This is a genomic window from Variovorax durovernensis (genome assembly GCF_977011995.1).
This window is the reverse complement of sequence record NZ_CDRNCW010000002.1, coordinates 1,075,843-1,098,503: the sequence shown is the minus strand read 5'-3', so window position 1 is coordinate 1,098,503 and position 22,661 is coordinate 1,075,843. Positions and strand designations below refer to the sequence as shown.

Annotated in this window: 19 protein-coding genes and 1 riboswitch; of the genes, 6 read left to right on the top strand and 13 right to left on the bottom strand. The window is 66.1% G+C overall.

Annotated features, from left to right (window positions below; genetic code table 11):
• Window positions 1–72 precede the first annotated feature (72 nt).
• The 3 genes from ACWV14_RS36965 to ACWV14_RS36955 are packed head-to-tail and all read right to left on the bottom strand — an operon-like array spanning window position 73 to window position 2,380.
• Complete coding sequence (locus ACWV14_RS36965) at window positions 73–1,044, bottom strand: Bug family tripartite tricarboxylate transporter substrate binding protein (protein ID WP_454908788.1); 972 nt, start codon at window positions 1,042–1,044, stop codon at window positions 73–75.
• Window positions 1,041–2,045 (bottom strand): alpha/beta fold hydrolase, encoded by a 1,005-nt coding sequence (locus ACWV14_RS36960; protein ID WP_454908787.1) that lies wholly within the window; start codon window positions 2,043–2,045, stop codon window positions 1,041–1,043. Before ACWV14_RS36960 ends, ACWV14_RS36965 begins: the two co-directional genes overlap by 4 nt.
• An 11-nt stretch (window positions 2,046–2,056) precedes the next feature.
• Window positions 2,057–2,380 carry a hypothetical protein gene (locus ACWV14_RS36955; RefSeq protein WP_285412625.1) on the bottom strand — a complete coding sequence of 108 codons (324 nt, stop codon included), beginning with the start codon at window positions 2,378–2,380 and terminating at the stop codon, window positions 2,057–2,059.
• Window positions 2,381–2,446: 66 nt separating this feature from the next.
• Here ACWV14_RS36955 and ACWV14_RS36950 point away from each other — a divergent pair, with 66 nt between their 5' ends.
• Window positions 2,447–3,385, top strand: coding sequence for a LysR family transcriptional regulator (locus ACWV14_RS36950; RefSeq protein ID WP_454908786.1), 939 nt, complete (start codon window positions 2,447–2,449; stop codon window positions 3,383–3,385).
• 238 nt (window positions 3,386–3,623) lie between these two features.
• Here the strand turns inward: ACWV14_RS36950 and ACWV14_RS36945 are convergent, their stop codons facing one another.
• The 5 genes from ACWV14_RS36945 to ACWV14_RS36925 form a co-directional block, all read right to left on the bottom strand.
• Window positions 3,624–4,940, bottom strand: a complete 1,317-nt coding sequence (locus ACWV14_RS36945) for a voltage-gated chloride channel family protein (protein WP_454908785.1) — start codon at window positions 4,938–4,940, stop codon at window positions 3,624–3,626.
• An 86-nt stretch (window positions 4,941–5,026) separates the two neighbouring features.
• Window positions 5,027–5,098, bottom strand: a riboswitch (Fluoride riboswitch).
• A gap of 68 nt (window positions 5,099–5,166) precedes the next feature.
• Window positions 5,167–5,595: a universal stress protein gene (locus ACWV14_RS36940; protein ID WP_454908784.1), complete on the bottom strand. Its 429-nt coding sequence runs from the start codon at window positions 5,593–5,595 to the stop codon at window positions 5,167–5,169.
• A 177-nt stretch (window positions 5,596–5,772) separates the two neighbouring features.
• Window positions 5,773–8,394, bottom strand: a complete 2,622-nt coding sequence (locus tag ACWV14_RS36935; RefSeq protein ID WP_454908783.1) for a cation-translocating P-type ATPase — start codon at window positions 8,392–8,394, stop codon at window positions 5,773–5,775.
• On the bottom strand, window positions 8,394–8,822 hold the full coding sequence (locus tag ACWV14_RS36930; protein ID WP_285412618.1) for a universal stress protein: 429 nt from the start codon (window positions 8,820–8,822) through the stop codon (window positions 8,394–8,396). The genes ACWV14_RS36935 and ACWV14_RS36930 overlap by 1 nt, the downstream gene beginning before the upstream one ends.
• Before the next feature lie 62 nt (window positions 8,823–8,884).
• The gene (locus tag ACWV14_RS36925) at window positions 8,885–9,205 is read right to left on the bottom strand and encodes a hypothetical protein (RefSeq protein WP_454908782.1); all 321 of its coding nucleotides are present in this window, start codon (window positions 9,203–9,205) and stop codon (window positions 8,885–8,887) included.
• Between the two features lie 400 nt (window positions 9,206–9,605).
• Here ACWV14_RS36925 and ACWV14_RS36920 point away from each other — a divergent pair, with 400 nt between their 5' ends.
• Complete coding sequence (locus ACWV14_RS36920) at window positions 9,606–12,794, top strand: EAL domain-containing protein (RefSeq protein ID WP_454908781.1); 3,189 nt, start codon at window positions 9,606–9,608, stop codon at window positions 12,792–12,794.
• A 19-nt stretch (window positions 12,795–12,813) separates the two neighbouring features.
• Here the strand turns inward: ACWV14_RS36920 and ACWV14_RS36915 are convergent, their stop codons facing one another.
• The 5 genes from ACWV14_RS36915 to ACWV14_RS36895 all read right to left on the bottom strand — a co-directional run bounded on the left by ACWV14_RS36915 (window position 12,814) and on the right by ACWV14_RS36895 (window position 18,902).
• On the bottom strand, window positions 12,814–14,112 hold the full coding sequence (locus ACWV14_RS36915; RefSeq protein ID WP_454908780.1) for a cation:proton antiporter: 1,299 nt from the start codon (window positions 14,110–14,112) through the stop codon (window positions 12,814–12,816).
• A gap of 34 nt (window positions 14,113–14,146) precedes the next feature.
• Window positions 14,147–16,462: a xanthine dehydrogenase family protein molybdopterin-binding subunit gene (locus ACWV14_RS36910; RefSeq protein WP_454908779.1), complete on the bottom strand. Its 2,316-nt coding sequence runs from the start codon at window positions 16,460–16,462 to the stop codon at window positions 14,147–14,149.
• Window positions 16,459–17,445: an FAD binding domain-containing protein gene (locus tag ACWV14_RS36905; RefSeq protein WP_454908778.1), complete on the bottom strand. Its 987-nt coding sequence runs from the start codon at window positions 17,443–17,445 to the stop codon at window positions 16,459–16,461. Before ACWV14_RS36905 ends, ACWV14_RS36910 begins: the two co-directional genes overlap by 4 nt.
• Window positions 17,442–17,948: a 2Fe-2S iron-sulfur cluster-binding protein gene (locus tag ACWV14_RS36900; RefSeq protein WP_454908777.1), complete on the bottom strand. Its 507-nt coding sequence runs from the start codon at window positions 17,946–17,948 to the stop codon at window positions 17,442–17,444. The genes ACWV14_RS36905 and ACWV14_RS36900 overlap by 4 nt, the downstream gene beginning before the upstream one ends.
• Window positions 17,949–18,119: 171 nt before the next feature.
• Window positions 18,120–18,902 (bottom strand): exodeoxyribonuclease III, encoded by a 783-nt coding sequence (locus ACWV14_RS36895; RefSeq protein WP_454908776.1) that lies wholly within the window; start codon window positions 18,900–18,902, stop codon window positions 18,120–18,122.
• A 219-nt stretch (window positions 18,903–19,121) separates the two neighbouring features.
• Here ACWV14_RS36895 and ACWV14_RS36890 point away from each other — a divergent pair, with 219 nt between their 5' ends.
• The 4 genes from ACWV14_RS36890 to ACWV14_RS36875 all read left to right on the top strand — a co-directional run bounded on the left by ACWV14_RS36890 (window position 19,122) and on the right by ACWV14_RS36875 (window position 22,655).
• Window positions 19,122–21,434 carry an FdhF/YdeP family oxidoreductase gene (locus tag ACWV14_RS36890; protein ID WP_454908775.1) on the top strand — a complete coding sequence of 771 codons (2,313 nt, stop codon included), beginning with the start codon at window positions 19,122–19,124 and terminating at the stop codon, window positions 21,432–21,434.
• Between the two features lie 88 nt (window positions 21,435–21,522).
• Window positions 21,523–22,011: a hemerythrin domain-containing protein gene (locus tag ACWV14_RS36885; RefSeq protein ID WP_454908774.1), complete on the top strand. Its 489-nt coding sequence runs from the start codon at window positions 21,523–21,525 to the stop codon at window positions 22,009–22,011.
• 84 nt (window positions 22,012–22,095) lie between these two features.
• Entirely contained in the window at window positions 22,096–22,257 is a 162-nt protein-coding gene (locus ACWV14_RS36880) for a hypothetical protein (protein WP_454908773.1), read from the top strand.
• Window positions 22,254–22,655, top strand: a complete 402-nt coding sequence (locus tag ACWV14_RS36875; protein ID WP_454908772.1) for a response regulator — start codon at window positions 22,254–22,256, stop codon at window positions 22,653–22,655. Before ACWV14_RS36880 ends, ACWV14_RS36875 begins: the two co-directional genes overlap by 4 nt.
• Window positions 22,656–22,661 lie beyond the last annotated feature (6 nt).

The window sequence follows — 22,661 nt, the reverse complement described above, 5'->3', positions numbered from 1 at the left end:
GAAAGGAACACCACGCAAACCGTGCATCAATTGATACAGCGTAGGGCTCTCAAGGGCAAATGCCCTTGATCGCTACTCCGCCTCAATCCCGGCAGCCTTGATGAGTCGTCCCCATTTCTCCAACTCACTGCGACCGAAAACTGCCAACTCTTGCGGGCTGCTACTCAGCGGCTCGAGCCCGAGGGCCGAGAAGCGCTCCTGCACATCCCGATCGGCCAAGATGGCGCGCGTTTCGGCGTTCAGCTTGTCAATGACATTTGTCGGCGTGCCACGCGGTGCATAAAGTGCATACCAGGCGAGCAACTCGAAGCCGGGCAGCGTCTTCGCGATCGGCGGCACATCGGGCAGCAACGCTGCGGGCTGCAAGCTGCTGATGCCAATGGCCCGGACCTTTCCCGCCCTGACCTGCGGCAGGCCCGTGGCCATGTCGGTGAACATCATTTCAACCTGCCCCGCGATCACATCGTTCAAGGCCTGGGGAATGGTCTTGTAGGGCACGCTCAGCATGTCGATGCGCGCGGTGTGCGCCAGCATGGCACCGGGAACGAGCGTTCCCGCACTGCCCGAAGCGTAGCTCAGCTTGCCTGGTTTCAACTTCGCCAGCGCGATGAGCTCCGGGAGCGTTTTTGCGGCAACAGAGGGATGGACCACCAGCAACGCGGGTGTGTTGGCAAGGCGGGAGATCGGTGCGAAATCGTTGATCGGATCGTAGTTGAGCCGCTTCATCAAACTCGGGTTCGCGGCCTGTGTCGTGTTGGTCGTGATGAAGAGCGTGTAGCCGTCAGGTGCAGAATGGGCGACAGCATCTGCGCCGATGGCGCCATTGGCGCCGACGCGGTTGTCGACGATGAAGGTCTGTCCAAGCTTGCGCGACAGCCGGTCCGCCATCAGTCGAGCAACGATGTCGTTGCCGCTGCCCGCACCGAAGGGCACGACGATGCGCACAGGGCGCGACGGCCAGGTGCTCGTTTGCGCCATCGCCTGGCCGTTGAGCGCAAAGGCCGCGAGGCCCGGTGCAAGGGATAGCAGTTGGCGCCTGTTCATGATGGGTCCATGTCTCTTGTGTTGTTGGAAAGCCAGTCGATGACACGCTCGGCAATCAACTCTGAATTGCGGTCCATCATCGGGAAGTGGGAATTGCCGAGGATGCCGGCGCGTGGCAGATCGTCGATGCAGACCGGCACGCCTGCCCGAATGAGGGTCGCCACATAGTCGTCCACCGTTTCGCGATAGCGCGTCCAGACCGGATGGTCGGTGATGTGATCACCCCACAGGATCAGGTGAGGCGTCAGCCCGACCTGCGCCGACTGCAAAGCCTGAGAGAGCGAGACGCGGGGCGCGCCGGACGGCTCGAGCGCGACCACTGCGGCGATGCTCTGCGGATGTCGGCGCGCCGCTTCCAGCGCGAACCCCCCACCTTGACTGTGGCCTACGACGACGCAGGTTCCGACATGGGCCAGCAGCGCATCGTAGGCGCGCAATGTGATGTCTTCATGCCCTGCCCAACGCGGCACCCACTGCGACGCAAACGCATCGAAAGCTTCGACTGGAAACCGTTGGTGCGCGTACGTGGTTCTTCGTTTTCCGTCGCTGTCGTAGCTGCCTGGGGGGCCCATGCGGAACATGTCCCATCCCTCGTTCAATGTGCGAAAAAGTGGCGCCTCGGCATAGATCTCCGGCCAGCGTGACCAGGAAGCACGCCCGCGTTCGACAGCGTCGCAGACATAGACATCAAAGCCCGCGTGAAGGAATTCAGTGAGCCAACCGTGGCGGCCGTCTGGCGTACTCTCCCAGTTCGCGCCTGTCATGCCGCCGCCATGCCACAGCAGCACCGGCCAACGATGCCGCGGCTCAGCCTGCAGATAGGCCTGGACGTACATCTGGCCGGTCACGTGGTCGCCATTCGGATCGACGGCGCGCGCAGCCCCGTTCTGAGCGAAGCGTCGCATCTCCACCGGCAAATCGCGCAGGCTGCGCACGCTTCCCCCTACATGGAAGCTACGGATGCTTCGAAGGCGCAGCGTGTGGTCTTGATCGTATGACATCGCGCCTGATCTCAATTGCGAGCAAACAGCGTCGCCTGATCAATTGCGAAGCAGCGAATGCGCGGCGTCGCGCCAAGCAAACGCCTGCACATCCGGTCAAGGGCGTCCATGAAGACGTCCATGACAGGGGCACTGCGATCATGCCTCGCGCGGTAGTGCACCTCGACGAGCACGGGGGCACCCCGCAGCATCAACGAATCGCCGTGCAGGGTCAGCTGGACTGCGTCGCTGCGTGCATCCATGCAGTTGACGCAGAGGGATTCGACTTCTTCGGCCATGGCAGCGCACGCTGCCGGCGAAGGTAGTTGGGCGAGGAATATTTTGATGATGGGCATGGTGTGAATTCGATTGTGCGAAGGGCTTGCTATTCGGCAAAATGCTCTTTTCTCCACAATCAATGCATGGCACGCATAAATTGCCGTACCGACGATCTGCGGGCCTTGCTGGCGCTGAGCACGACGCACAGCTTCGTGCGCGCGGCCGAGTTGCTTCACATCACTCAATCGGCGTTCAGCCGGCGTATTGCGCAGCTCGAAGCGGCGGTGGGCGGGTCACTGGTGGAGCGCTCGACGCGACGGGTGACGCTGTCTCCGCTTGGACTGGATCTCGTGCGCGAGGCCGGCCCACTTCTGAGCGGCCTGGACGACGCTGTGGAGGAGGCCGGTCGTCGCGCGCGTGGCGAGGCCGGTCGCATCGTCGTGGCCTGCCTGACGACGGTGGCCTATGCATTGCTGCCGACGGTCCTGGCCGAATTCCGCAAGCGTTATCCGCAGGTGAGGCTGCAATTGCGCGACGACACAGGCCAGCGTGTCACTGCATCGGTCTTGCAGCATGAGGCAGAGTTCGGGATCAGCGTGCTGGGCGACCCTACCGCGGATCTTTACGTGGAGCACGTGGCTAACGACCCTTATGTGATCGCTTTTCGAACTGGCCATCCACTGTCTTGCATGCGCGAAGTCGAATGGTCCGACCTCGCGCAATGGCGTCCAGTCTCACTGCGGTCCACAAGTGCCAATCGCCAGCAAATCGACGATGCCCTGATGGCCGCCGGCATCGCGCTGCCGTGGTTCGACGAGGTGGAGCATCTTTCATCCATGCTGGGTCTTCTGCGCAGCGGCATATCCATTGCCGTTCTGCCGCGGCTGGCGCTGGACGCGGGAGGCGCAGAGTTGCAGACCCGCCCCCTGGTTCAACCGGACATCGTGCGGCGCATCGGCCTCGTTCGACGGACAGACGCGCATCTGTCCTTACCTGCACAAGCGTTGTGGGACATGTTGTTCACGGCATTTCGAGAAATCGAAACCACGGTGCTTGACTCCGACACGCCGCGGGGCGGGTGACCGGACCACCCTCGCGAATCAAATACTCGTCGGGATTGCTCGTGCATCGGGGTCTCCAGTCGACTTTTCCTGTGTTTCGGTTTGTCGGAGAGAAGCTTTGCCTCGATGCCGCGCATGGCACCGGCTGCCGCACGGATCGCATGATTTCCGTGTATCTATATGGCGGCCTTGCCCAGCGCGGAACTGGCCCGCTTCCGTGAGCGATCAGGTCGTGCGTGCGTGCGTGCGTGCGCTGGCATCACTTCTTTTCCCCCGCGGCCGCCTTCTCGTCACTCGCCTGCCTGCGGAACTGGGCGATGTCGGCAATCCGCAGCCCCTCGGGCAAAGATCGTCGGTGCTTGCTGTGGCCGACGCGCTGGGCGTGATAGATGCCGGTGTGGCCCGAGACCAGGTAGCTTGCGATGCACGCGATGGCAGCGAGCGGGCCGACAGCTGGCCCGAACAATTCCATGGCCATGACGATCGTGGCGACCGGCGTGTTGGCCGCGCCGGCGAACACGGCGACGAAGCCGATGGCGGCCAGCATCGAGAACGGCAGGTGCAGCACCGGCGCCATGGCATTGCCCAGGGTCGCACCGATGTAGAACAGCGGCGTGACCTCGCCGCCCTTGAAGCCGGTGCCCAGCGATGCAACGGTGAAGGCCAGCTTGCCCAGGAAATCCCATGGCGCGACAGGCGTCTGGAATGACTCGACGATGGTCGGAATGCCCAGGCCGATGTAGCGGTAGCCATCGAGTGCCCAGACGGCCGTTGCAACCACGATGCCACCCAGGAGCGGGCGCAATGGTGGATACGCGATCCAGCGCTTCATCAGCGCGCCGAGCCGATGCGTGGCCGTCGCAAACACCAGGCCGGCCAACCCGAACACGATGCCCGCGGCAACGACGCTGACCACGCTCCAGAAGGCGACCGGGGCCACTTCGGTGACGACATAGTGCGTGTGATGAACACCCCACGCCAGCCCGACCTGGTCGGCCACGATGGCGGCCACCATGCAGGGGAACAGCGCGTCGTAGCGCATGCGTCCGATGGCCAGCACCTCCAGGCCGAAGATGGCACCGGCGAGCGGCGTGCCGAACACCGAGGCAAAGCCCGCGCTGATGCCGGCCATGAGCAGGATGCGCCGGTCTTCATGCTTCAGGCGAAACAGATGCGTGAGCTGGTCTGCCAGCGCGCCGCCCATCTGCACGGCCGTGCCTTCGCGGCCCACGGAGGCCCCGAAGAGATGCGAGATCACCGTGCCTCCCAGCACCAGGGGCACCATCCGCAGCGGCACGACTTTCTTCGGATCGTGGATCTCGTCGATGAGCAGGTTGTTGCCGGCGTCCACCGGCTTGCCCAGGCGGTAGTAGATCCACCCCACGGCAAAGCCCGCCAGGGGCAGCAGCCAGATGACCTGGCGGTGTGCTTCGCGCCAGTTGGTGGCCCGTTCGAGGGCAAAAAGGAAGAAGGCGGAGGCGGAGCCGGCCAGGAAGGCGACGACGCTGGCGATGACGAGCCACTTGCCGATGTAGGGCAGAAGCTCGAGTTGTTCGGGGCGGCGAAAACGGGTCATGTGGATCAGGTGCAAGAAACAAGGGCCTGATCGACCAGCAAAGCGGTGTGTGAACGCGGACGCCTACAGCCCTGTGATGTGATCAGGTGTCTGTAGGCATCATCAGCTGCGGGCGATGCCGCTGCGGTTCATGGAGGAATGCCATCTCCAGCGGGGCAATGGTAACCGGCGTCTGTCGCAAAGCAAATTATTCGGTCAGTGCGGGGGCTTGGACGATCGGCCGCCGTCACTTCACGATCACGACGGGCTGCTTTGCGTTCGCGAGCACGCGCTGCGCCACGGAGCCGAGCAGCAGATCCGCCAGCGCGCCACGGCCCTTCGAGCCCAGCACGATCATGTCGAAACCGCCTGTGTTCGCGCAGTCGACGATCTCTTGAGCCACGTGGCCGGTGCGGATCTCCATGTCGTAGCCAATGCCGTCGTCCTTCAGCAGCTTGCGGGCAGGCTTGAGCTCCTTCTCGCTGAGTTCGCGCAGATAGTCGGCGACTTCCGCCTTCCCGACAAAGGCCCTGGCATGGCGCAGGCCCGTGTCGTCATGCACGCTGATCAGGGTGATCTTGTTTGAAGCGGTGCGCAGGAGATGCGCAAGCTTGGCCGCGTACTTCACGGCGCGAAGAGAGTTCTTGGATCCGTCGACCGCGACAAGTATCTTCATGGTTTGGGCTCAATTGATTTTGGGTTCAAGGAGCCTATCGCGTGCGCACCCGCTCGCGGCACCGCGCTCCGTGCCTTACTTGACGCAGATCAAGCGATCGACCGAAACGGTCCGCGGGAGCATTTGCCGCAGCACGATTGCACGAGATGCTCGGTTCCATTTCGGCGCGCGACTGGATCAGGAATTCGCTGGTGCTCCAGTGGCTTCTCTCGGGGGTATGGTGCTGAAATTTCTGCGACGAAGCATCCATTTGGTGAACTCGAACCAAAGCACACTCAGCACCGCCATTCCCAGGCCGGCCGCCAACAGCAGCGGTGACGGCGTCACAAACGAGAACAGACGACCCATGGCGGGTACCGCGAGCGCGACGCAAAGAACGGCAACGCTTCCCGCAGCGATCCAGCCGAACTGGCGGTTGGATGCGCTGGTGCCGTGCAAGGCCATGCGGCCCCAGGAGCGGTTGCTTTGGATCAAGCCCAGGTTCGACAGCACCAGCACCACGAAAGTCAGCGCCCGTGCCGTGTCGTCCGGCACCGAAAACCAACGCGCGCCCGCATGGGTCAGCACAAGCAGCCCCAGCAATCCCAAGCCTTGGCACAGGCCTCTGATGAGGACCGATGAATCGAACAGTCGCTGGTCGGGGCGACGCGGCGGGACTTGCATGGCGTCCTCTTCAAGAGGATCTGCCTCGAACACCACCGAGCAGGCAGGGTCGATGATCAATTGCAGGAACAGGATGTGCACCGGCATCAGAAGCATGGGCCAGCCGAAGACCACCGGCAGGATCGACAGCCCCACGATCGGCACGTGGACCGCCACCACAAAGACAATCGCTTTTCGAAGGTTGGCGAACACCCGGCGTCCGTAGCGGATCGCCGTCACCAGCGAGACAAAGTCGTCGTTCAGCAGGACCAGTGCAGCCGCCTCGCGGGCGACCTCGGTTCCTCGCGCGCCCATCGCCACACCGATGTCCGCGGCTTTGAGGGCCGGTGCATCGTTGACGCCGTCGCCGGTCATCGCGACCACATCGCCCCGTGCACGGAAAGCCCGCACCAAACGAAGCTTCTGCTCGGGCTGCACCCGGCAGAAGATGGTCGTTGCGGCCAACCGTGCGGTGAGCGCGCCGTCGGTCAGCAAGGCCAGTTCGACGCCGGTCATGACAGGCGCGTCGGTGTTCAGCCCGGCCTGTCGCGCGACCGCGACCGCGGTGGCTGGATGGTCTCCCGTCATCATCACGACCCGGATGCCGGCAGCGCGGCACTCGGCGATGGCCTGCGGCACGTCGGCCCGCACCGGATCTTCCAGGCCGACCAGGCCGAGGAAGCGGAAATCGAAGTCGTGCTGCAGCCCGGGCAGGACGTCGGCATCGAAGGTGGCCGACGCAACGCCGAGGACGCGCAGGCCGTCGGCCGCCATCGCCAGGACCTGGCTGGCGATGCGATCGGCGTGGTCCGCATCCAGGTGGCACAGATCGACGATGGCCTCGGGGGCCCCCTTGGCGGCAATGAGGAACGCTCGCTCGTCGGGTGAGCGCCATACGCGCGACATCGCCAGCATCTGCGGCGACAACGGGTAGTCGTCGATCAGCGTCCAGTCCGAATGCAGATGCTCCGTGCCGGCGAGCAGTTGCCCCGCGATGTCGACGATGGCGGATTCCATCGGGTCGAATGCACGGCGATGGCTGGCCAGCACCGCATACTCCAGCAGCGCGTGCAGTTCCTCCTGCAGGGCGGCGCCTCGTGCCTCCAGGGCGTCGTACCTCGCCCCGCCGGACCAGAGCCGCCGCACGGTCATGCGATTGGCCGTCAGCGTGCCGGTCTTGTCGACGCACAGCACGGTGGTCGCCCCGAGCAACTCGATGGCCGGAATGCTCCGGGCCAACACCTTCTCGCGCGCCAGCCGCCAGGCGCCCAGGCCGAGGAACAGTGTGAGCACCACCGGCAATTCCTCGGGGATGACAGCCATCGCGAACGTCAGCCCGGCCAACAAACCCTGCAGCCAGTCACCGCGAAGCATGCCGTAGGCTGTTGCGAGTGCGGCGGCAAGCGCCAACCCCACAATGGCCACCCACTTGACGACGCTTCGCGTCTCCCGCTGGATCGGCGTGGCCTGCACGCCGATTGCGGCCAATGAAATCCCGATGCGTCCGAGTGCGCTGTGCGCGCCGGTGGCCGTCACCCGCCCACGCCCAGTCCCTTGCGTCACGAGCGTGCCAGAAAATGCCGTGCTGGCATCCGCGGCCCTGGCTTCCTCGCCGGCCACGGCCTGCTTGGTGACCGGGACAGACTCGCCGGTCAGCAACGATTCGTCGATGGCGAGGTTCGATGCTTCGGCGAGAGACATGTCCGCAGGCACGCAATCTCCTTCTGCCAGCAGCACCGTATCGCCAACGACCAGTTCGCGTGCGGCAATGCGTCGGATTGCACCTTCGCGCCGGACCAACGCTTGCGGACTGGACAGATCGCGCAATGCCTCCAGGGAGCGCTCGCTGCGCCGCTGCTGGACAAAGCTGATGCCCATGACGACGAAGACGAAGCACAGCAGCATGAGCGCTTCCTGTGCATCGCCCAACAGCATGTAGATGGCTGCACAGGCCACGAGCAACAGAAACATCGGCTCCAACGCCACCTTGCGCACCAGGCGCAGCACGCCGTGCGGCTGCGAGACCGCAACTTCATTCGGCCCGTCCAACGCCAGGCGCTGTCGCGCCGCGGCTTCGGTCAGGCCGCCAGTCGTTGCCGTGGCGGGCTCGGAGCGAGCCGTTTCCTTCTCTTCGAGCGCGTGGGGAGCGACTCGCACTACTTGACCAGTACGACAGGCTGCAGGGCAGTCGCCAACACGCGTTGGGCAACCGAGCCCACCAGAATATCGACGATGGCGCTTCGCCCCTTGGATCCCAGTACGACAAGGTCGAACTTCCCCTCCTTGGCGAACTTGACGATCTCCTGTGCGATGTGCCCCGTACGGATCACCGATTTGTGGTCGATGCCCGCCGACTTGAGAAAGGTCATGGCCGCCTTCAGCTCCGCGGTGCTGCGCTCATGCAGGTAGGCGATCACGTCTTCCGAACCCAGGATCGAATTCGCGATGCGCATGCCCGTGTTGTCGTGCACGCTGATGAGCGTGATCGAATGAGAGGCTGGCCGCAGCAATGCGATCAGCTTGGCCGCGTACTTGACGGCGCGTAGCGCGTACTTCGAACCATCGGTTGCTACAAGGATTTTCATGCGGACGCACCTTCTTGCTTGCTGAAGCGGCCGATCTCGAATTCGAACGGCCGGATCGCCAACTACAGCCCACGGAAGTCGAGGATTGCCGTGAGTGCTTGCTCGAGCTGCAGGCCCACCGCCTGCAAGGCCGAATTCAGGCCTTCACCGCGCTGAACCTTGTTCGGCTCATCTCCGTCCACCAAACCTCGGCGCAGTTCGTCGAGTTCTTGCGCCAGTTGCGCGCGGCTTTTCCTGACCTGGCTCAGCAGCGTCCGGAGTTCAGGCGCTGCCGACGCTTCGATGGGAGGCTGGCTGGCCTTGGCCATCAACTCGTCGATGTGTCGAAGGTGGGACTCCGATTCGCGGATATGTTGCTCAACAAGGCTGTCTATGCTTTGCATGGCTTCCTCCATGGTCGCGAATGCAATGCATCCGGCGGATCGTGCGTGTCAGGGAATTGCGTGGGCAGGCGCCAGTATTCGCACATCGGCCCCGTCCAGGCTTGATCCGTGTCAATCCCGCATCGATGCGGTCGACGCTGTCTTGCATATCAGCTTCGCCCGCCAGTGGCCTGCCCGTGCCCCGGCGGACAGATCGCATGCGCGGCCGTCAAGGCCGCCGCCTCCGACGGCCAGACGCTGCTGTGCACACCGGCCCGATGGTGCCAGCGTCGGTCAGGACGGTGACCGACCCCTTGCCGCCGCGACGGCGCGCCCGGCGCGGCGCTTCGTCGAGCGATCTTTCGCCTTTCGACCCAACGAGGCCTAAAGATTGCATACATGCACCAGACCCTGGAGGGATATGGTGCATTTCATTACGCGTCGCCTCAGCCGGCTCAGCGTTGGCCGCAAGCTGCTGGTCATCTACCTGCTCGACCTGAGCGCGGTCATCTTCATCAGCGGCATCCTCATCAACGAGAAGTTCATCGCGATCGATTTCGGCCGCAAGGAGATGGCGGGCGCGGCCTACATCGACCGCATGCGCCCGGCGCTGCTGGCCACCGCCGGCTGGCACGGCGCCGACCCGGCGCCGCCGCAGGCGCTGGAGCAGCTCGAGCAGCAGTACGGGGATGGCTTGCAGAGCGCCGAGGTGAGCCAGCGGTTCCGCGAGGCGCTGGCGTCGGCCGCCCAGGCCGGCCCCGCCGCGCGCGAGACGGCCAGGCGCGCGGCGCTCGAGCAGGGGCGCGCGCTGGTGACGCGCATCGGCAACCAGTCGAACCTGATCCTCGACCCCGACCTCGACAGCTACTACACGATGTCGCTGGTGCTGCTGCGCTTTCCGGAATTGCTCGAACTCGGCTCCGACATGGCTGCGCGCCTGCACGCTCCCGGTGCCACCGGGCTCGCCGCGACCGAGGCGCGCACGCAGTACTTCATTCTCGAGGGGCGCATCGACGCCATCGCGGCCAGCATCAGGAGCGACTATGCGGAGGCCTTTGCCGCCGCCAAGGGACCATTGGAAGCGCGGCTCGACCCGTCGCGTGCACGCCTGCTGGCGAGCGTCGAGGGCTTCAGGCGTGCATCGCGCAGCGTGCTGGAGTCGAGCGACGGCGGCGACAACGGCGACAGCAGCGCAAGCAGCCGCGGTCTCGCGGCGTTCGACGCGGCCCAGCAGACGCTGTTTGCCGAGCTCGACGGCGCGTGGTCGGGCGCCATCGGCGAGCTCGACGCCATGCTCACCTCGCGCGAACACGGCTTCTTCGCGCGCATGTGGATGCACCTGGGCACGGCGCTGTTCCTGCTGCTGATGATCCTCACGGCGGTGTTCTACGTGGCGCGCCAGATCTCGCTGCCGCTGCGCCGGCTGTCCGGCGTGGTCGACACCGTGCGTCGCACCGGCGACCACAGCCTGCGCGCGCACTGGGACAGCGGCGACGAGATCGGCCTGCTGGTGCTCGGCTTCAACGACATGCTCGCGCAGCTCGACCGCCAGCGGCAGGCGCAGCAGGAGCTTGCGGCCAGCGCCCGTGCGGCCGAGGCGCAGCGCGACTTGGTCGCGGCCATTCCGATTCCGCTGATGGTCACGGCCATTCCGAACCACGAGGTGCTCAACGCCAACCCCAGCGCGCAGGTCTGGCTCGGCGGCGGCACGCGCGACCCGTGGGCGCTGGGCGTGGCGCCCGGCGTGCGCTCGCGCTTCTTCCAGCAGCTGGCCGACCGCGGCGCCGTCGACGAATTCGAGGTGCGCTGGCTCGGGGGCAGCGAGCCCTCGTGGGCGGTGCTGTCGGCGCGGCGGCTGGTGTACCAGGGGCAGGACGCGCTGCTCACCGCCTTCACGCCCATCAACCACCTCAAGCTGATGGAGCAGCGGCTGATGCTCTGGGCCAAGGTGTTCGAGGCCTCTTCCGAAGGCATCCTGATCATCAACGGGCAGCACCGCATCCTCACGGCGAACCGCGCGCTGTGCCGCCTCACGGGCCACGATCTGAGCGACCTCGTGGGCGAGCCGCCCGAGCGGCTCATGAGCGACGACACCCTGCACTTCGCCGACCTGTGGCCGGTGCTCGACCAGCGCGGCACCTGGCAGGGGGAGGTCACCGTGCGCCGGCGCAACGGCGACAGCTACCCCGCCTGGCTGGTCGCCAGCGTGGTGCGTGACGGGCCGGATCGCATTTCGCACTACATCTTCACGTCCATCGACGTGAGTGACCGCAAGCGCAGCGAGGCGCGCATCCGCTTCCTGGCCCATCACGACGTGCTGACCGAGCTGCCCAACCGGTCGCTGTGCATCGAGCGGCTGGGGCTTGCGCTGCAGCAGGCGCAGCGCAAGGGGCAGCGCGTGGGGGTGCTGTTCATCGACCTGGACCGCTTCAAGAACATCAACGACTCGCTGGGCCACCACGTGGGCGACGCGCTGCTGCGCTCGGTGGCCGCGCGCATGAGCCAGGCCGTGCGGCCCGGCGACACAGTGAGCCGCCTGGGCGGCGACGAGTTCGTCGTGGTGCTCAACAACGTGGCCGACGGCCAGGAGATCCTGTCGCTGGTCGAGCGCCGGCTCATCTCGCTGATTCGCCAGCCGCACGACATCGACGGCGCCGAGATCCATGTGTCGTGCAGCGTGGGCATCGCGGTGTACCCCGACGACGCGCAGGACATCGACGCGCTCATGCGCCATGCGGACGTGGCCATGTACCAGAGCAAGGCGAGCGGGCGCGACACCGCGCGCTTCTTCACGCCCGAGATGAACGAGCGCGCCCAGCAGCGGCTGCAGCTGGAATCCAGCCTGCGCCACGCGATCGAACGCGACGAGCTGAGCCTGCACTTCCAGCCGCGCATCGACGCGCACACCGGCGCGCTGATCTGCGTGGAGGCGCTGCTGCGCTGGCAGAGCGCGGAGCTGGGGCAGGTGCCGCCTGCACAGTTCATCCCGATCGCCGAGGAATCGGGGCAGATCGTGGCCATCGGCGCGTGGGTCATCGAGCAGGCCTGCGCGCAGCACGCCGCCTGGCGCCGCGACGGTCTGGGCGCGATCCGGGTGGCGATCAACATGTCGGCGCTGCAGCTGCGCGACGGCGGCTTGCTCGAAGTGCTGCGCGGCGCCATCGCGCAGCACGGCGTGTCGCCCGGCGATCTGGAGATCGAGATCACCGAGTCGACGCTGATGGACGCGGCCGAGCAGTCGCTGGTGCAGCTGCGCGCGCTGAAGTCGCTCGGCGTGATGCTGTCGATCGACGATTTCGGTACCGGCTATTCGAGCCTGAACTACCTGAACCGCTTCCCCATCGACAAGCTGAAGATCGACCGCTCCTTCATTCACAGGATGCTCGGCGACCCCACCGACATGGCCATCGCGCGGGCGATCATCGGCCTGGGTCATGCGCTGGGACTGCGCGTGGTGGCCGAGGGCGTGGAGCGGCCCGAGGAAGCGGACAGCCTGCGCGCCGCGCGTTGCGACGAGCTGCAGGGCTTTCTCATCGCCAGGCCTATGCCGCCTGACAAGCTGGCGGGCTGGATCGCACAGGCTTCGCGGCCCGAGCGGTGTGCGGGATGAGCCCTGGATGGCGGTGCTTTCAGCTCCTGCGTTGCGTCGCCGCCTGATAGAGGTTCATCAGCGGCGTGGCCGATATGCCGTGCACGATCACGGAGACCGCCACGGTGACCAGCACTGCTTCGCCGACGGCGCCGATCTCCGACGGGCGTGCGCCGTGCGTCGACGCGTAGGCGAGGTAGTAGATGGAGCCCACCCCGCGGATGCCGAACCATGCGCCCAGCCGTCGCTGTGACGCGGTCCAGCTGCTTCTCGACGTCGAGATGTAGACGGCGACCGGGCGGGCCACCGCGATCAGAACACCAGCAATCAGCAGGTTCCTCACGGTCAGCATCTCGACGCGCAGCAAGCATCCGATCACGAGCATGGCCGCCAGCTCCACGAACTTCTCCAGTTCCTTGGCAAACTCGAGCACGTCGCGCGTCATGTCGTCCGCCGTCTTGGCCTGCGCGACGGCTTCCACCTTCGCCTTGGGAAGCGCCTTCGACCGGCTGGCCAGCGCGGCCTTGCTTTCCACCTGGCGCTCGACATTGCGCATGCTCAGGCCGGCTACGAAGACCGCGAGAAATCCGTAGACCCCGGCGTGCAGGGCGATGCCGTAGGTCAGAGCGATCAGGCCCAGCGCGAGAAAGCTCTCCATGCCAAGCGCCTGCTTCTTTGCAGTCTGAAGGAACAGCACGAGCCGTGTGAACGCGGCACCGCAGGTCCACCCCAGCGCCAGACCGCCGCCGATGGCCCACAGGACATCCAGGCCGAGCCAGCGCAGCCCCGCCGTTCCCAGGCCGTGCGCGCCGCTCAGCCCCAGTGCGAGCATCACGAACGGAAAGGCCGCGCCATCGTTCAGGCCGCCTTCGGCGGTGAGCCCGAAGCGCAGATCGTCCCGGTCGTTCTCATGCCTGACCTGTACGTCGGACGCCAGCACCGGGTCCGTGGGGGCCAGAATGGCTGCGAGCAGCACCGCTGCCCCGAGCGACAGCTTCAATGCCAGACCCGCGAGCGTCATCAGCATGATCGTGACGACCATGCCCACGCTGGCGAGCAGGACCGGCTGGACCCAGCTCGACAACTGCAGGCGGATGCGCAGGCGAAGGCCGACTGCAAAGAGAGAAACCAGCACCGCGACTTCAGCGATGGTTTCGATCAGCGCCGCATCCGCCCTGATGCCCAGCTTCAGCAGGTTGAAGCCGCCGGGGCCCACCGCAAAGCCCAGGCCCATGTAGAGCGCCGCCGCGCTGATGGGCAGCGTCTTGAGCAAGGTGCCGGACAGCGCCATCAGGATCAGCAAGGCGCCGACCAGCAGGTCCCAGGTCGCTGCGGTCATGAGAGGGTCTTCTCGGCGGGGCGGGATGGCGCCTTCAGCTCATCAACTTGTCCAGCGTGATGGGCAGGGTGCGAACACGCTTTCCGCATGCGTTGAACACCGCATTGGCCACGGCGGCACCGACGCCGGTAATGCCGATCTCGCCCACGCCACGCGCGCCCATGGGCGAGTGCGGGTCAGGGATGTCCGTCCACATCACGTCGATCTGCGGCACGTCCATGTGCACCGGCACGTGGTAGTCGGAGAGGCTGGGATTCATGATGCGGCCGGTGCGCTCGTCGAACTGGGTTTCTTCCATCAGCGCGAGTCCCAGGCCCATGACGATGCCGCCGCGGAACTGGCTGGCCGCGGTCTTGGCGTTGACGATGCGGCCGCAGTCGAAGGAACCCAGGAAACGGGACACGCGCGTCTCGCCGGTGACCTCGTTCACCCGCACTTCGCAGAACATGGCACCGTGCGAATGCATCGACCAGTGCTGTACCTCCAAGGGCTTGGGCGCGTCGGCTTCGACCACCAGCGCGTCGCGACCGGCGCGTGCCAGGATGGCCGCATAGCTTTCGAACCGAGCGGGGTCTTCGGCCTTTGCGAGACCACCGTCGCGCCCGACGAGTTCGTCCGGTCCCAGGCCGTGCAGCGGCGAGTCCTTGCCGCAGAGCTTCAGCAGCGCGGCGAACAGTTCGTGCTGCGCCGCCATGACGGCGCTGCCTATCGACGCGGTCTGCTGAGAACCGCCCGCAAGCACAAGCCCGGGGAAGCTCGAATCGCCGTGGCAGAACCGGACCTGGTCCATGGACAGCCCGAGCCGCTCGGCGGTGACCTGCGTTTGCGCCGTGGCGGTGCCCATGCCCATTTCGTGCGCGGCGATCTCCACCTTCGCGTGGCCATCGCGGGAGAGCGTGATGCGTGCCGCGCCGCCCGGCATGCGGTAGTACGGGTACGTGGCGGTGGCGCAGCCCATGCCGATCAGCCACTCGCCTTCGCGGCGTGTTCCCGGCGTCGCATTTCGCTGGCTCCAGCCGAAGCGCTGCGCACCCGCGCGGTACGCCTCGACGATGTGCCGGGACGAGAAGGGCGCGCCCGTGGTCGGATCTTTCTCGGGCTCGTTGCGAATGCGCAGCTCGATCGGGTCCATCTTCATTGCATCGGCCAGCTCGTCGATGGCGCTTTCCAATGCGAACGTGCCCACCGCCTCGCCGGGGGCGCGCATGAAGGTGTTGGCCAGCATGTCGAGCGTCGCAACCTCGACGTCGAGCTTGAAGCTGCCCGCCGCGTAGGCGGAGCGCGCCGGCAGCACGAACGGCTCCGGCATGTTGTTGTGCTCGGTCATGGTCACGACACCGGTGTGGATCAGCGCGTCGAAGCGCCCGTCGGCCTGCGCGCCGATGGCCACGCGCTGCTCGGTGTTCGTTCGCCCGCCCACCACGCGATAGACCCCCTCGCGCGACAGCATGATGCGCACCGGACGCCCGGCGAGCTTCGAGGCCGCCGCCGCCAGCACCTGGTGGCGCCAGAGGGTCTTGCCGCCGAAACCGCCGCCCACGAACTGCGAGGTCACGTGCACCTGCTCTTCGTCGATCCCGAAGATTTCAGCCATGGACCACGCCATGTGCGCCACAGCCTGCGAGGCGTCATGGATGAACAGCTCATCGCCCTTCCAGGCGACGGTTGCTGCATGCAGCTCGATGGCGTTGTGGTTGTGGCGCGGCGTGGCGTACGTGACGTCGATCCGATGCGGTGCGGCAGCCAGCGCCGCCTCGGCATCGCCGATCTCCATCTTCAGCGGCTCGCCCTGGAACGTGCCGGGCTTCGTCCCCTTGGCCTTCGCAGCCGCGAACGCCGTGGTGGCCGGCTCGCGGTCATAGACCACGTGCACCAGCGACGCTGCGTGGTCGGCTTGCTCCTGCGTCCGGGCGAGCACGACGGCGATGGGCTGGCCGTTCCAGTGGACCTGATCGTCCTGCAGGATGGGCAGGTCGTCGCCACCGGCTGCCTTGTCCTTGGACATGAACAGCGGCATGGGCTTCATGCGCGGTGCGTTTTCGTGGCTCATGACCAGCACCACGCCGGGCGCCGCCTGGGCGGCGCCCGTGTCGAGCGTGGCAATGCGCCCTCGCGCGACCGTGCTGTACACCAGGGCGGCGTAGACCATTGCCTCCATCGGGAACTCGGCCGCGAACCGCGCCTGTCCCTGCACCTTGAGGGGGCCGTCGAGGCGCGAGACGGGCGCACCGATCAGGCCTTGCGGGCGCGCGATCAGCGGGTCCGGCTTGCCGCCGGGCATCCACGCGTCGGGCGCGACCTCGATGGCTTTCTTCATGACCGCCTGGACGGTCTCCTGGATGATGCTCATGCTTTCATCTCCTTGAGTTCGGCAAGCACTGCCGCGATCGTTCGCCTGGCGAGCTCGATCTTGAATCCGTTGTGGCGCAGGGGCTGCGCCTGGGCGAGTTCCGCCTGCGCGGCGGCCCGGAATGCCTCCGCGGTCGCCGGCTGCCCACGCAGCGCGTCTTCCGCCTTCCACGCGCGCCAGGGCTTGTGCGCGACGCCGCCGAGGGCGATGCGCACATCCTTGACGGTATCGCCGTCAAGCTCCAGGGCTGCCGCCACCGACACCAGCGCAAAGGCATAGCTGGCGCGGTCGCGCACCTTGCGGTAGGTGGAGCGCGCGCCGAAGGGCAGCGCGGGCAGCTCCACGGCGGTGATGAGTTCACCGGGCCTGAGCTGCGTTTCGGTCTCGGGGTGATCGTCGGGCAGGCGATGCAGGTCGGTGAAGGGCAGCGTGCGTTCACCATCGGCGTTGCGCAGATGCACCACGGCGCCCAGCGCCGCGAGCGCCACGCACATGTCGGACGGATGGGTGGCGACACAGCTGGGCGAGGCACCCAGGATCGCGTGATGGCGGTTGATGCCTTCCGCCGCGTCGCACCCCTGCCCGGGGTTGCGCTTGTTGCAGCGCGAGCCGTCTTCGTCGTAGAAGTACGCGCATCGCGTGCGCTGCAGCATGTTGCCGCCCGCCGTCGCCATGTTGCGGATCTGCGCGGATGCGCCGGCGGTGATGGCCCGTGCCAGCACCGGGTAGCGCGTTCGCACCGCCGGGTGCGAGGCGAGGGCGGTGTTGCGGGTGGCCGCGCCAATCAGCAGGCTGCCGTCGGCGCGCTCTTCGATCTCGTGATCGAGGTCCGTCACATCGACCAGCGTGATGGGACGCTCGATGGTCTCGCGCATCAGGTCGATCAGGTTCGTGCCGCCGCCGAGGTACTTGGCGCCGGGCCGGCTGCCGAGCTGGAGCGCATCGTCCACGTCCTGCGCCCGGCCGTAAGTGAAGGGGTTCATGTGGGAGCCCTCTCGAATTCTTCGGCGATCGCCGCGACGATGCCGTTGTAGGCACCGCAGCGGCACACGTTGCCGCTCATGCGCTCACGCAGCTCGTCGTGGCTGGGCGCGATGGCCGGTGTGCGGAGATCGGCGGTCACGTGGCTGGGAACGCCCTGTCGAAGTTCCTGCACCATCCCCACGGCCGAACAGATCTGCCCGGGAGTGCAGTAGCCGCACTGGAAGCCGTCATGCGCGACGAAGGCCTTCTGCAAAGGATGCATGTCTCCCTGCGGTGCGAGCCCTTCGATGGTCGTGACCGACCGGCCCTGGTACTGCACCGCCAGCGCGAGGCACGAGAGCACGCGCTCGCCGTCGACGAGCACGGTGCAGGCGCCGCACGCGCCCTGATCGCAACCCTTCTTGGCGCCGAACAGATGTTGATGCTCGCGCAGGAAATCCAGCAGCGAGACCCGTGGATCGTCAGGCAACTCGGCCGTTGACCCATTGATGGTGATTGGCATGTGCGTCCTCGTGGGGAAGAGGGGTGTAAACAGTTGTCGCGACGCGCAAGACGTGCGTCCGTGCGTCGAACACGGGGACTGATCTCATAACACGTGCAAGCCGGGAACGGCGTCAGCCTTTTCCTTCAGCATGCTGACGCGCTGCGCTCGCACCCGGCTGTCAGCCAGCTTTCAGGCCGCGGGAAGGTCGAGCTCGATCCATGCGGGCGCGTGGTCGCTTGCGCCGGGGCGCCCCCGCACGTCGCGCTCGACGCCGGCTGTGCGCAGCATGGGCGCCAGCTCCGCGTTCAACAGCAGGTGGTCAATGCGAAGCCCGGCGTCCCTCGGATAGCGATTGCGCCAGTAGGTCCAGAACGTGTAGGGCGCGCGGTCTGGATGGCACGCGCGGATGGCATCCGTCCATCCCTGCTTCAGCAGCCGCGCGAAGGCCTCCCGGCTCTCGGGCTGCAGCAGCGCATCCTCGCGCCAGGATGCGGGGTTGTAGATGTCGGCGTCGGTGGGCACCACGTTGTAGTCGCCCGCCAGCACGACGGGCATGCCACTCGCAAAGAGCTTCTTCGCATGCCGGTTGAATGCCTGGAACCACTGCAGCTTGTAGTCGAACTTCGGCCCGGGCTGCGGGTTGCCGTTGGGAAGATAGAGGCAGCCCACCACCACGCCGTGGACCACCGCCTCGACATAGCGGCTCTGCGGATCGTCGTCCATGCCCGGCAGGCCGCGCCCCGTCTCGATCGGCTCGCACCCGCGCGCGAGGATGGCGACGCCGTTCCAGGCTCGCTGCCCGTGGGCGACCACGCCGTAGCCCGCGCTGCGGATCGCGTCGAACGGCATCTTTTCATTCGGCGACTTGAGCTCCTGCAGGCAGGCGACATCGGGCCTGGATTGCGCCAGCCATTCCAGAAGGCGTTCGAGCCGGCTGCCGATGCCGTTGATGTTGAAAGTTGCGATCTTCATCGTAGCGACCTCGAAAAAGGATGTCGAGGATCTTCAGTCCGGTGGCGGGCACACGCGCGTGGGACAAGGCAACTTCTTGAGCAGTGACAAAGCTTCCATCAGTCTTCGCGGGGCTCGGGCTACAGGCAGCAATCGACGCACAGACGAGCTCGGCGGCGGCCTACAAGCGTTGGCCAGCACGGGTATACGGTCTCGCAATTCTTCATCGTGGGACCCCGAGTGAACGACAGCACGCGATTCGCACCCTATACCCACGCAGCCGGGGGCTGGGGTTCCCTGAAGGCCGTGAGCAGCTATCTGCTGCGCGAACGAATTCCCATCGTCGGCGCGGAGGCACTCTGGAAGCAGAACAAGCCCGGCGGCTTCGCCTGCGTGAGTTGCGCGTGGGCCAAGCCTGAGCATCCGCGTCCGGCGGAGTTTTGCGAGAACGGCGCAAAGGCTACCGCGTGGGAGCTCACCGCCAAACGAGCGCCTGCGTCATTCTTCCTCGAGCACACGGTGAGCAGCCTGCTGGCATGGAGCGACCATGAACTGGAAGAGCAGGGGCGCCTGACGGTTCCGATGAAATGGGACGCCGAGTCCGACCGTTACCTGGAGATCGATTGGCAGGAGGCCTTCGAAGGCATCGGCGCACAGATGCGCGCGCTGCATGCACAGGATCCCGCATCGGTGGTTTTCTATGCCTCGGGCCGGGCCTCGCTGGAGGCCAGCTACATGTATCAGTTGCTCGCGCGCCTGTACGGCAACAACAACCTGCCCGACAGCTCGAACATGTGCCACGAGAGCACCTCGGTGGCCTTGCCCGAGACCATTGGCGTGCCCGTTGGCACGGTCCGGCTGCACGACTTCGAGCTTTGCGATGCGATCTTCATCATCGGCCACAACACGGGCGTGAGCAGTCCGCGCATGCTTCATCAGCTGCAGGATGCGCGCAAGCGTGGCGTGCCGATCGTCACATTCAATCCGCTGCGCGAGCGCGGGCTCGTGGAGTTCGTGAACCCGCAGTCGCCCACCGAGATGCTCACGCCTGCGAACACGCAGATCAGCACCCAATACCTGCAGTTGAAGAACGGCGGCGATCTCGCCGCGCTCACCGGCATGTGCAAGGCGCTGGTCGCGGCCGATGACGACGCCCTGGCGTCGGGCCGCGCGCGCGTGCTGGATGCGGCATTCATTGCCGAACACACCGATGGCTTCGACGGCTTCGCGGCGTTCCTGCGCGAAGCTTCATGGGAAGACATCGTGTCGGAGTCCGGGCTGTCGCGCGAAGCGCTCGAGGCCGCGGCCGCCACCTTCGCGGGCGCGAAGGCGGTGATCGGCATCTACGGCATGGGCCTCACGCAGCACCGCAAGGGCGTGGAGAACGTGCAGATGGTCTCCAACCTGTTGCTGCTCGGCGGGCACGTCGGCAGGCCGGGCGCCGGCATCTGTCCTGTGCGGGGGCATTCGAACGTACAGGGGCAAAGGACCGTCGGCATCACCGAGAAGCCGGAACTGGCGCCCCTGGACAAGCTGGCGACGATGTACGGTTTCGAACCGCCGCGCGAGAAGGGCCTGAACACGGTCGAGACCTGCGAGGGCGTGTTCACCGGAAAAGTCCGTGCCTTCATCGGGCTCGGCGGCAACTTCGTGCGCGCGGTGCCCGATTCCGAAAGGTTGGAGCCGGCATGGCGCGACCTGCAGCTGACCGTGCATGTGGCCACCAAGCTCAACCGCAGCCACCTGGTGCATGGGAAGGTGTCGTACCTCCTGCCTTGCCGGGGCCGCATCGAGGTCGACCGCCAGGAAAGCGGCGAGCAGACCGTGGCGATGGAGGATTCGACCGGCGTGATGCACGCTTCCCGGGGCGTCGCGGAGCCGGCGGCGGCCACGCTGCTGTCGGAGCCCGCCATCATCGCCGGCATCGCCAAGGCCAGCCTGCCACCGAACCCGAAGGTGCCTTGGGACGGCTGGGTGGCGGACTACGCCCTGGTACGCGACCACATCGCGCAGGCTTTCCCGGAGATCTTTCACGACTTCAACGAGCGCCTGAAGGCCCCAGGGGGCTTCCCGCGGCCACTGCCGGCCAAGGAGCGTGTCTGGAAGACGCCGAACGGCAAGGCCTGCTTCAAGGGCTACGGCAACCTGCACGCCGACCCCGACACGCCCGAGCGCGGCCCCGACGTGTTGCGGCTCATGACGCTGCGCAGCGACGACCAGTTCAACACCACGATCTACAGCCTGGACGACCGCTTTCGCGGCATCTATGGCACGCGCCGCGTGCTGTTGATGAACCTCGACGACATGCGGCGGCTCGGCTTTGCGGAAGGCGACAGCGTGGATGTGCATACGGCCGTCGATGACGGCCATGCGCGAAGCGTCCGGGGGCTGCGCGTCACGCCCTACGACATCCCGGCGGGCTGCGCGGGCGGCTACTACCCCGAGTGCAATCCGCTCGTGCCGCTGGCGCACCATGCCGAGAAGAGCAAGGTGCCCGCTTCCAAGGCCATTCCGATCCGGCTGAGCGCGTCGTGCTTTCCACACAGTCGTTGAGGTGCCGACTTCTGATCGAGCAGCGGTCCTACGAGCGTTCTTTCAAGGGATCGCGATCTTTCGACTCATCAACTCACGGAGACCCCCGATGACCACCAAGCGCGCTCAACCCGATGCATGCTCCCTGCTGGATGCAGACCACAGGAACGTCAAGAAGATGTTTGCTTCCTATGAGGAGCTGACCAAGTCCAGGGCCGCATCCGCGCGTGACAAGCGCCGCGACCTCGCGATGCAGATCTGCATGGAGCTCACGGTGCATGCGCAGATCGAGGAAGAAATCTTCTATCCCGCGGCTCGCGCGGCCATCAAGGAGACGGATCTTCTGGATGAAGCGGAGGTCGAGCATGCAGGTGCGAAAGACCTGATCGCCCAGATTCAGGAAGCAGGCCAGGTGGACGACATGTTCGACGCCAAGGTCAAGGTCCTGGGCGAGTACATCGACCACCATGTGAAGGAAGAGCGCAACGAGCTCTTCCCTAAAGCGAGGGCGGCGCGCAAACTCGACCTGGTTGCGATGCGGGAACAGCTGGCCGCCCGCAAGGAGGAGTTGATGGCCGAGATGTCGGTCATGGCCTGAGGGACGTCTTTTTTCTCCGTGTCCCGTACAGGCAAAGACAGCCGCCTTCCAGGCGGCTTTGTTGCGTCCTGATCGGAGCGAACCATGTACGACATGACATCATCGGCCCGGCAGTCCACCGACGATCCCGTCGGATCGATGCCCGGCACCGCCAGCGCCGCCTATGACCATCGATCGCGTGTGCTGTCGGCCTTCGATCACTTCGCCAGCCGGGTTACGCGCCGGGCGGGAGGGCCAGGCGCATGACGTTCGCCGTTTTCCTGGTGGAGGACGAGCCTGTCATTCAGGACAGCCTCAAGGTGGTGATCGAAGGCTTCCTGCGCGCGGAGGTCATCGGGGTCGCCCGTTCCGAAGCCGAAGCGGTCGCCTGGCTTCAGGCGAACGAAGGCGGCTGGCACCTGCTCGTGGTGGATCTGTTCCTCACGCAGGGATCGGGGCTCGGCGTGCTCGCCGCACTGGCGCAATGCGCGCGCAGGGGCGCGGTGGTGGCGCTGACCAACGCGGCCTCGCCTGGCAACCGCACCGCCTGCATGCGGCTCGGTGCGGACGCGGTCTTCGACAAGGCCGCCGAGATCAATGAGTTCCTGAGCTACTGCGAGGCCGCGGCGAAGCGGCATCCGGGCCAGGCGCGCAGCCTGTCCTGAGGGGCG

Coding starts and splice junctions, on each gene's coding strand:
- ACWV14_RS36965 (WP_454908788.1), bottom strand. CDS start 1,044: ATGAACAGGCGCCAACTGCTATCCCTTGCACCGGGCCTCGCGGCCTTT.
- ACWV14_RS36960 (WP_454908787.1), bottom strand. CDS start 2,045: ATGTCATACGATCAAGACCACACGCTGCGCCTTCGAAGCATCCGTAGC.
- ACWV14_RS36955 (WP_285412625.1), bottom strand. CDS start 2,380: ATGCCCATCATCAAAATATTCCTCGCCCAACTACCTTCGCCGGCAGCG.
- ACWV14_RS36950 (WP_454908786.1), top strand. CDS start 2,447: ATGGCACGCATAAATTGCCGTACCGACGATCTGCGGGCCTTGCTGGCG.
- ACWV14_RS36945 (WP_454908785.1), bottom strand. CDS start 4,940: ATGACCCGTTTTCGCCGCCCCGAACAACTCGAGCTTCTGCCCTACATC.
- ACWV14_RS36940 (WP_454908784.1), bottom strand. CDS start 5,595: ATGAAGATACTTGTCGCGGTCGACGGATCCAAGAACTCTCTTCGCGCC.
- ACWV14_RS36930 (WP_285412618.1), bottom strand. CDS start 8,822: ATGAAAATCCTTGTAGCAACCGATGGTTCGAAGTACGCGCTACGCGCC.
- ACWV14_RS36925 (WP_454908782.1), bottom strand. CDS start 9,205: ATGCAAAGCATAGACAGCCTTGTTGAGCAACATATCCGCGAATCGGAG.
- ACWV14_RS36920 (WP_454908781.1), top strand. CDS start 9,606: ATGGTGCATTTCATTACGCGTCGCCTCAGCCGGCTCAGCGTTGGCCGC.
- ACWV14_RS36915 (WP_454908780.1), bottom strand. CDS start 14,112: ATGACCGCAGCGACCTGGGACCTGCTGGTCGGCGCCTTGCTGATCCTG.
- ACWV14_RS36910 (WP_454908779.1), bottom strand. CDS start 16,462: ATGAGCATCATCCAGGAGACCGTCCAGGCGGTCATGAAGAAAGCCATC.
- ACWV14_RS36905 (WP_454908778.1), bottom strand. CDS start 17,445: ATGAACCCCTTCACTTACGGCCGGGCGCAGGACGTGGACGATGCGCTC.
- ACWV14_RS36900 (WP_454908777.1), bottom strand. CDS start 17,948: ATGCCAATCACCATCAATGGGTCAACGGCCGAGTTGCCTGACGATCCA.
- ACWV14_RS36895 (WP_454908776.1), bottom strand. CDS start 18,902: ATGAAGATCGCAACTTTCAACATCAACGGCATCGGCAGCCGGCTCGAA.
- ACWV14_RS36885 (WP_454908774.1), top strand. CDS start 21,523: ATGACCACCAAGCGCGCTCAACCCGATGCATGCTCCCTGCTGGATGCA.
- ACWV14_RS36880 (WP_454908773.1), top strand. CDS start 22,096: ATGTACGACATGACATCATCGGCCCGGCAGTCCACCGACGATCCCGTC.
- ACWV14_RS36875 (WP_454908772.1), top strand. CDS start 22,254: ATGACGTTCGCCGTTTTCCTGGTGGAGGACGAGCCTGTCATTCAGGAC.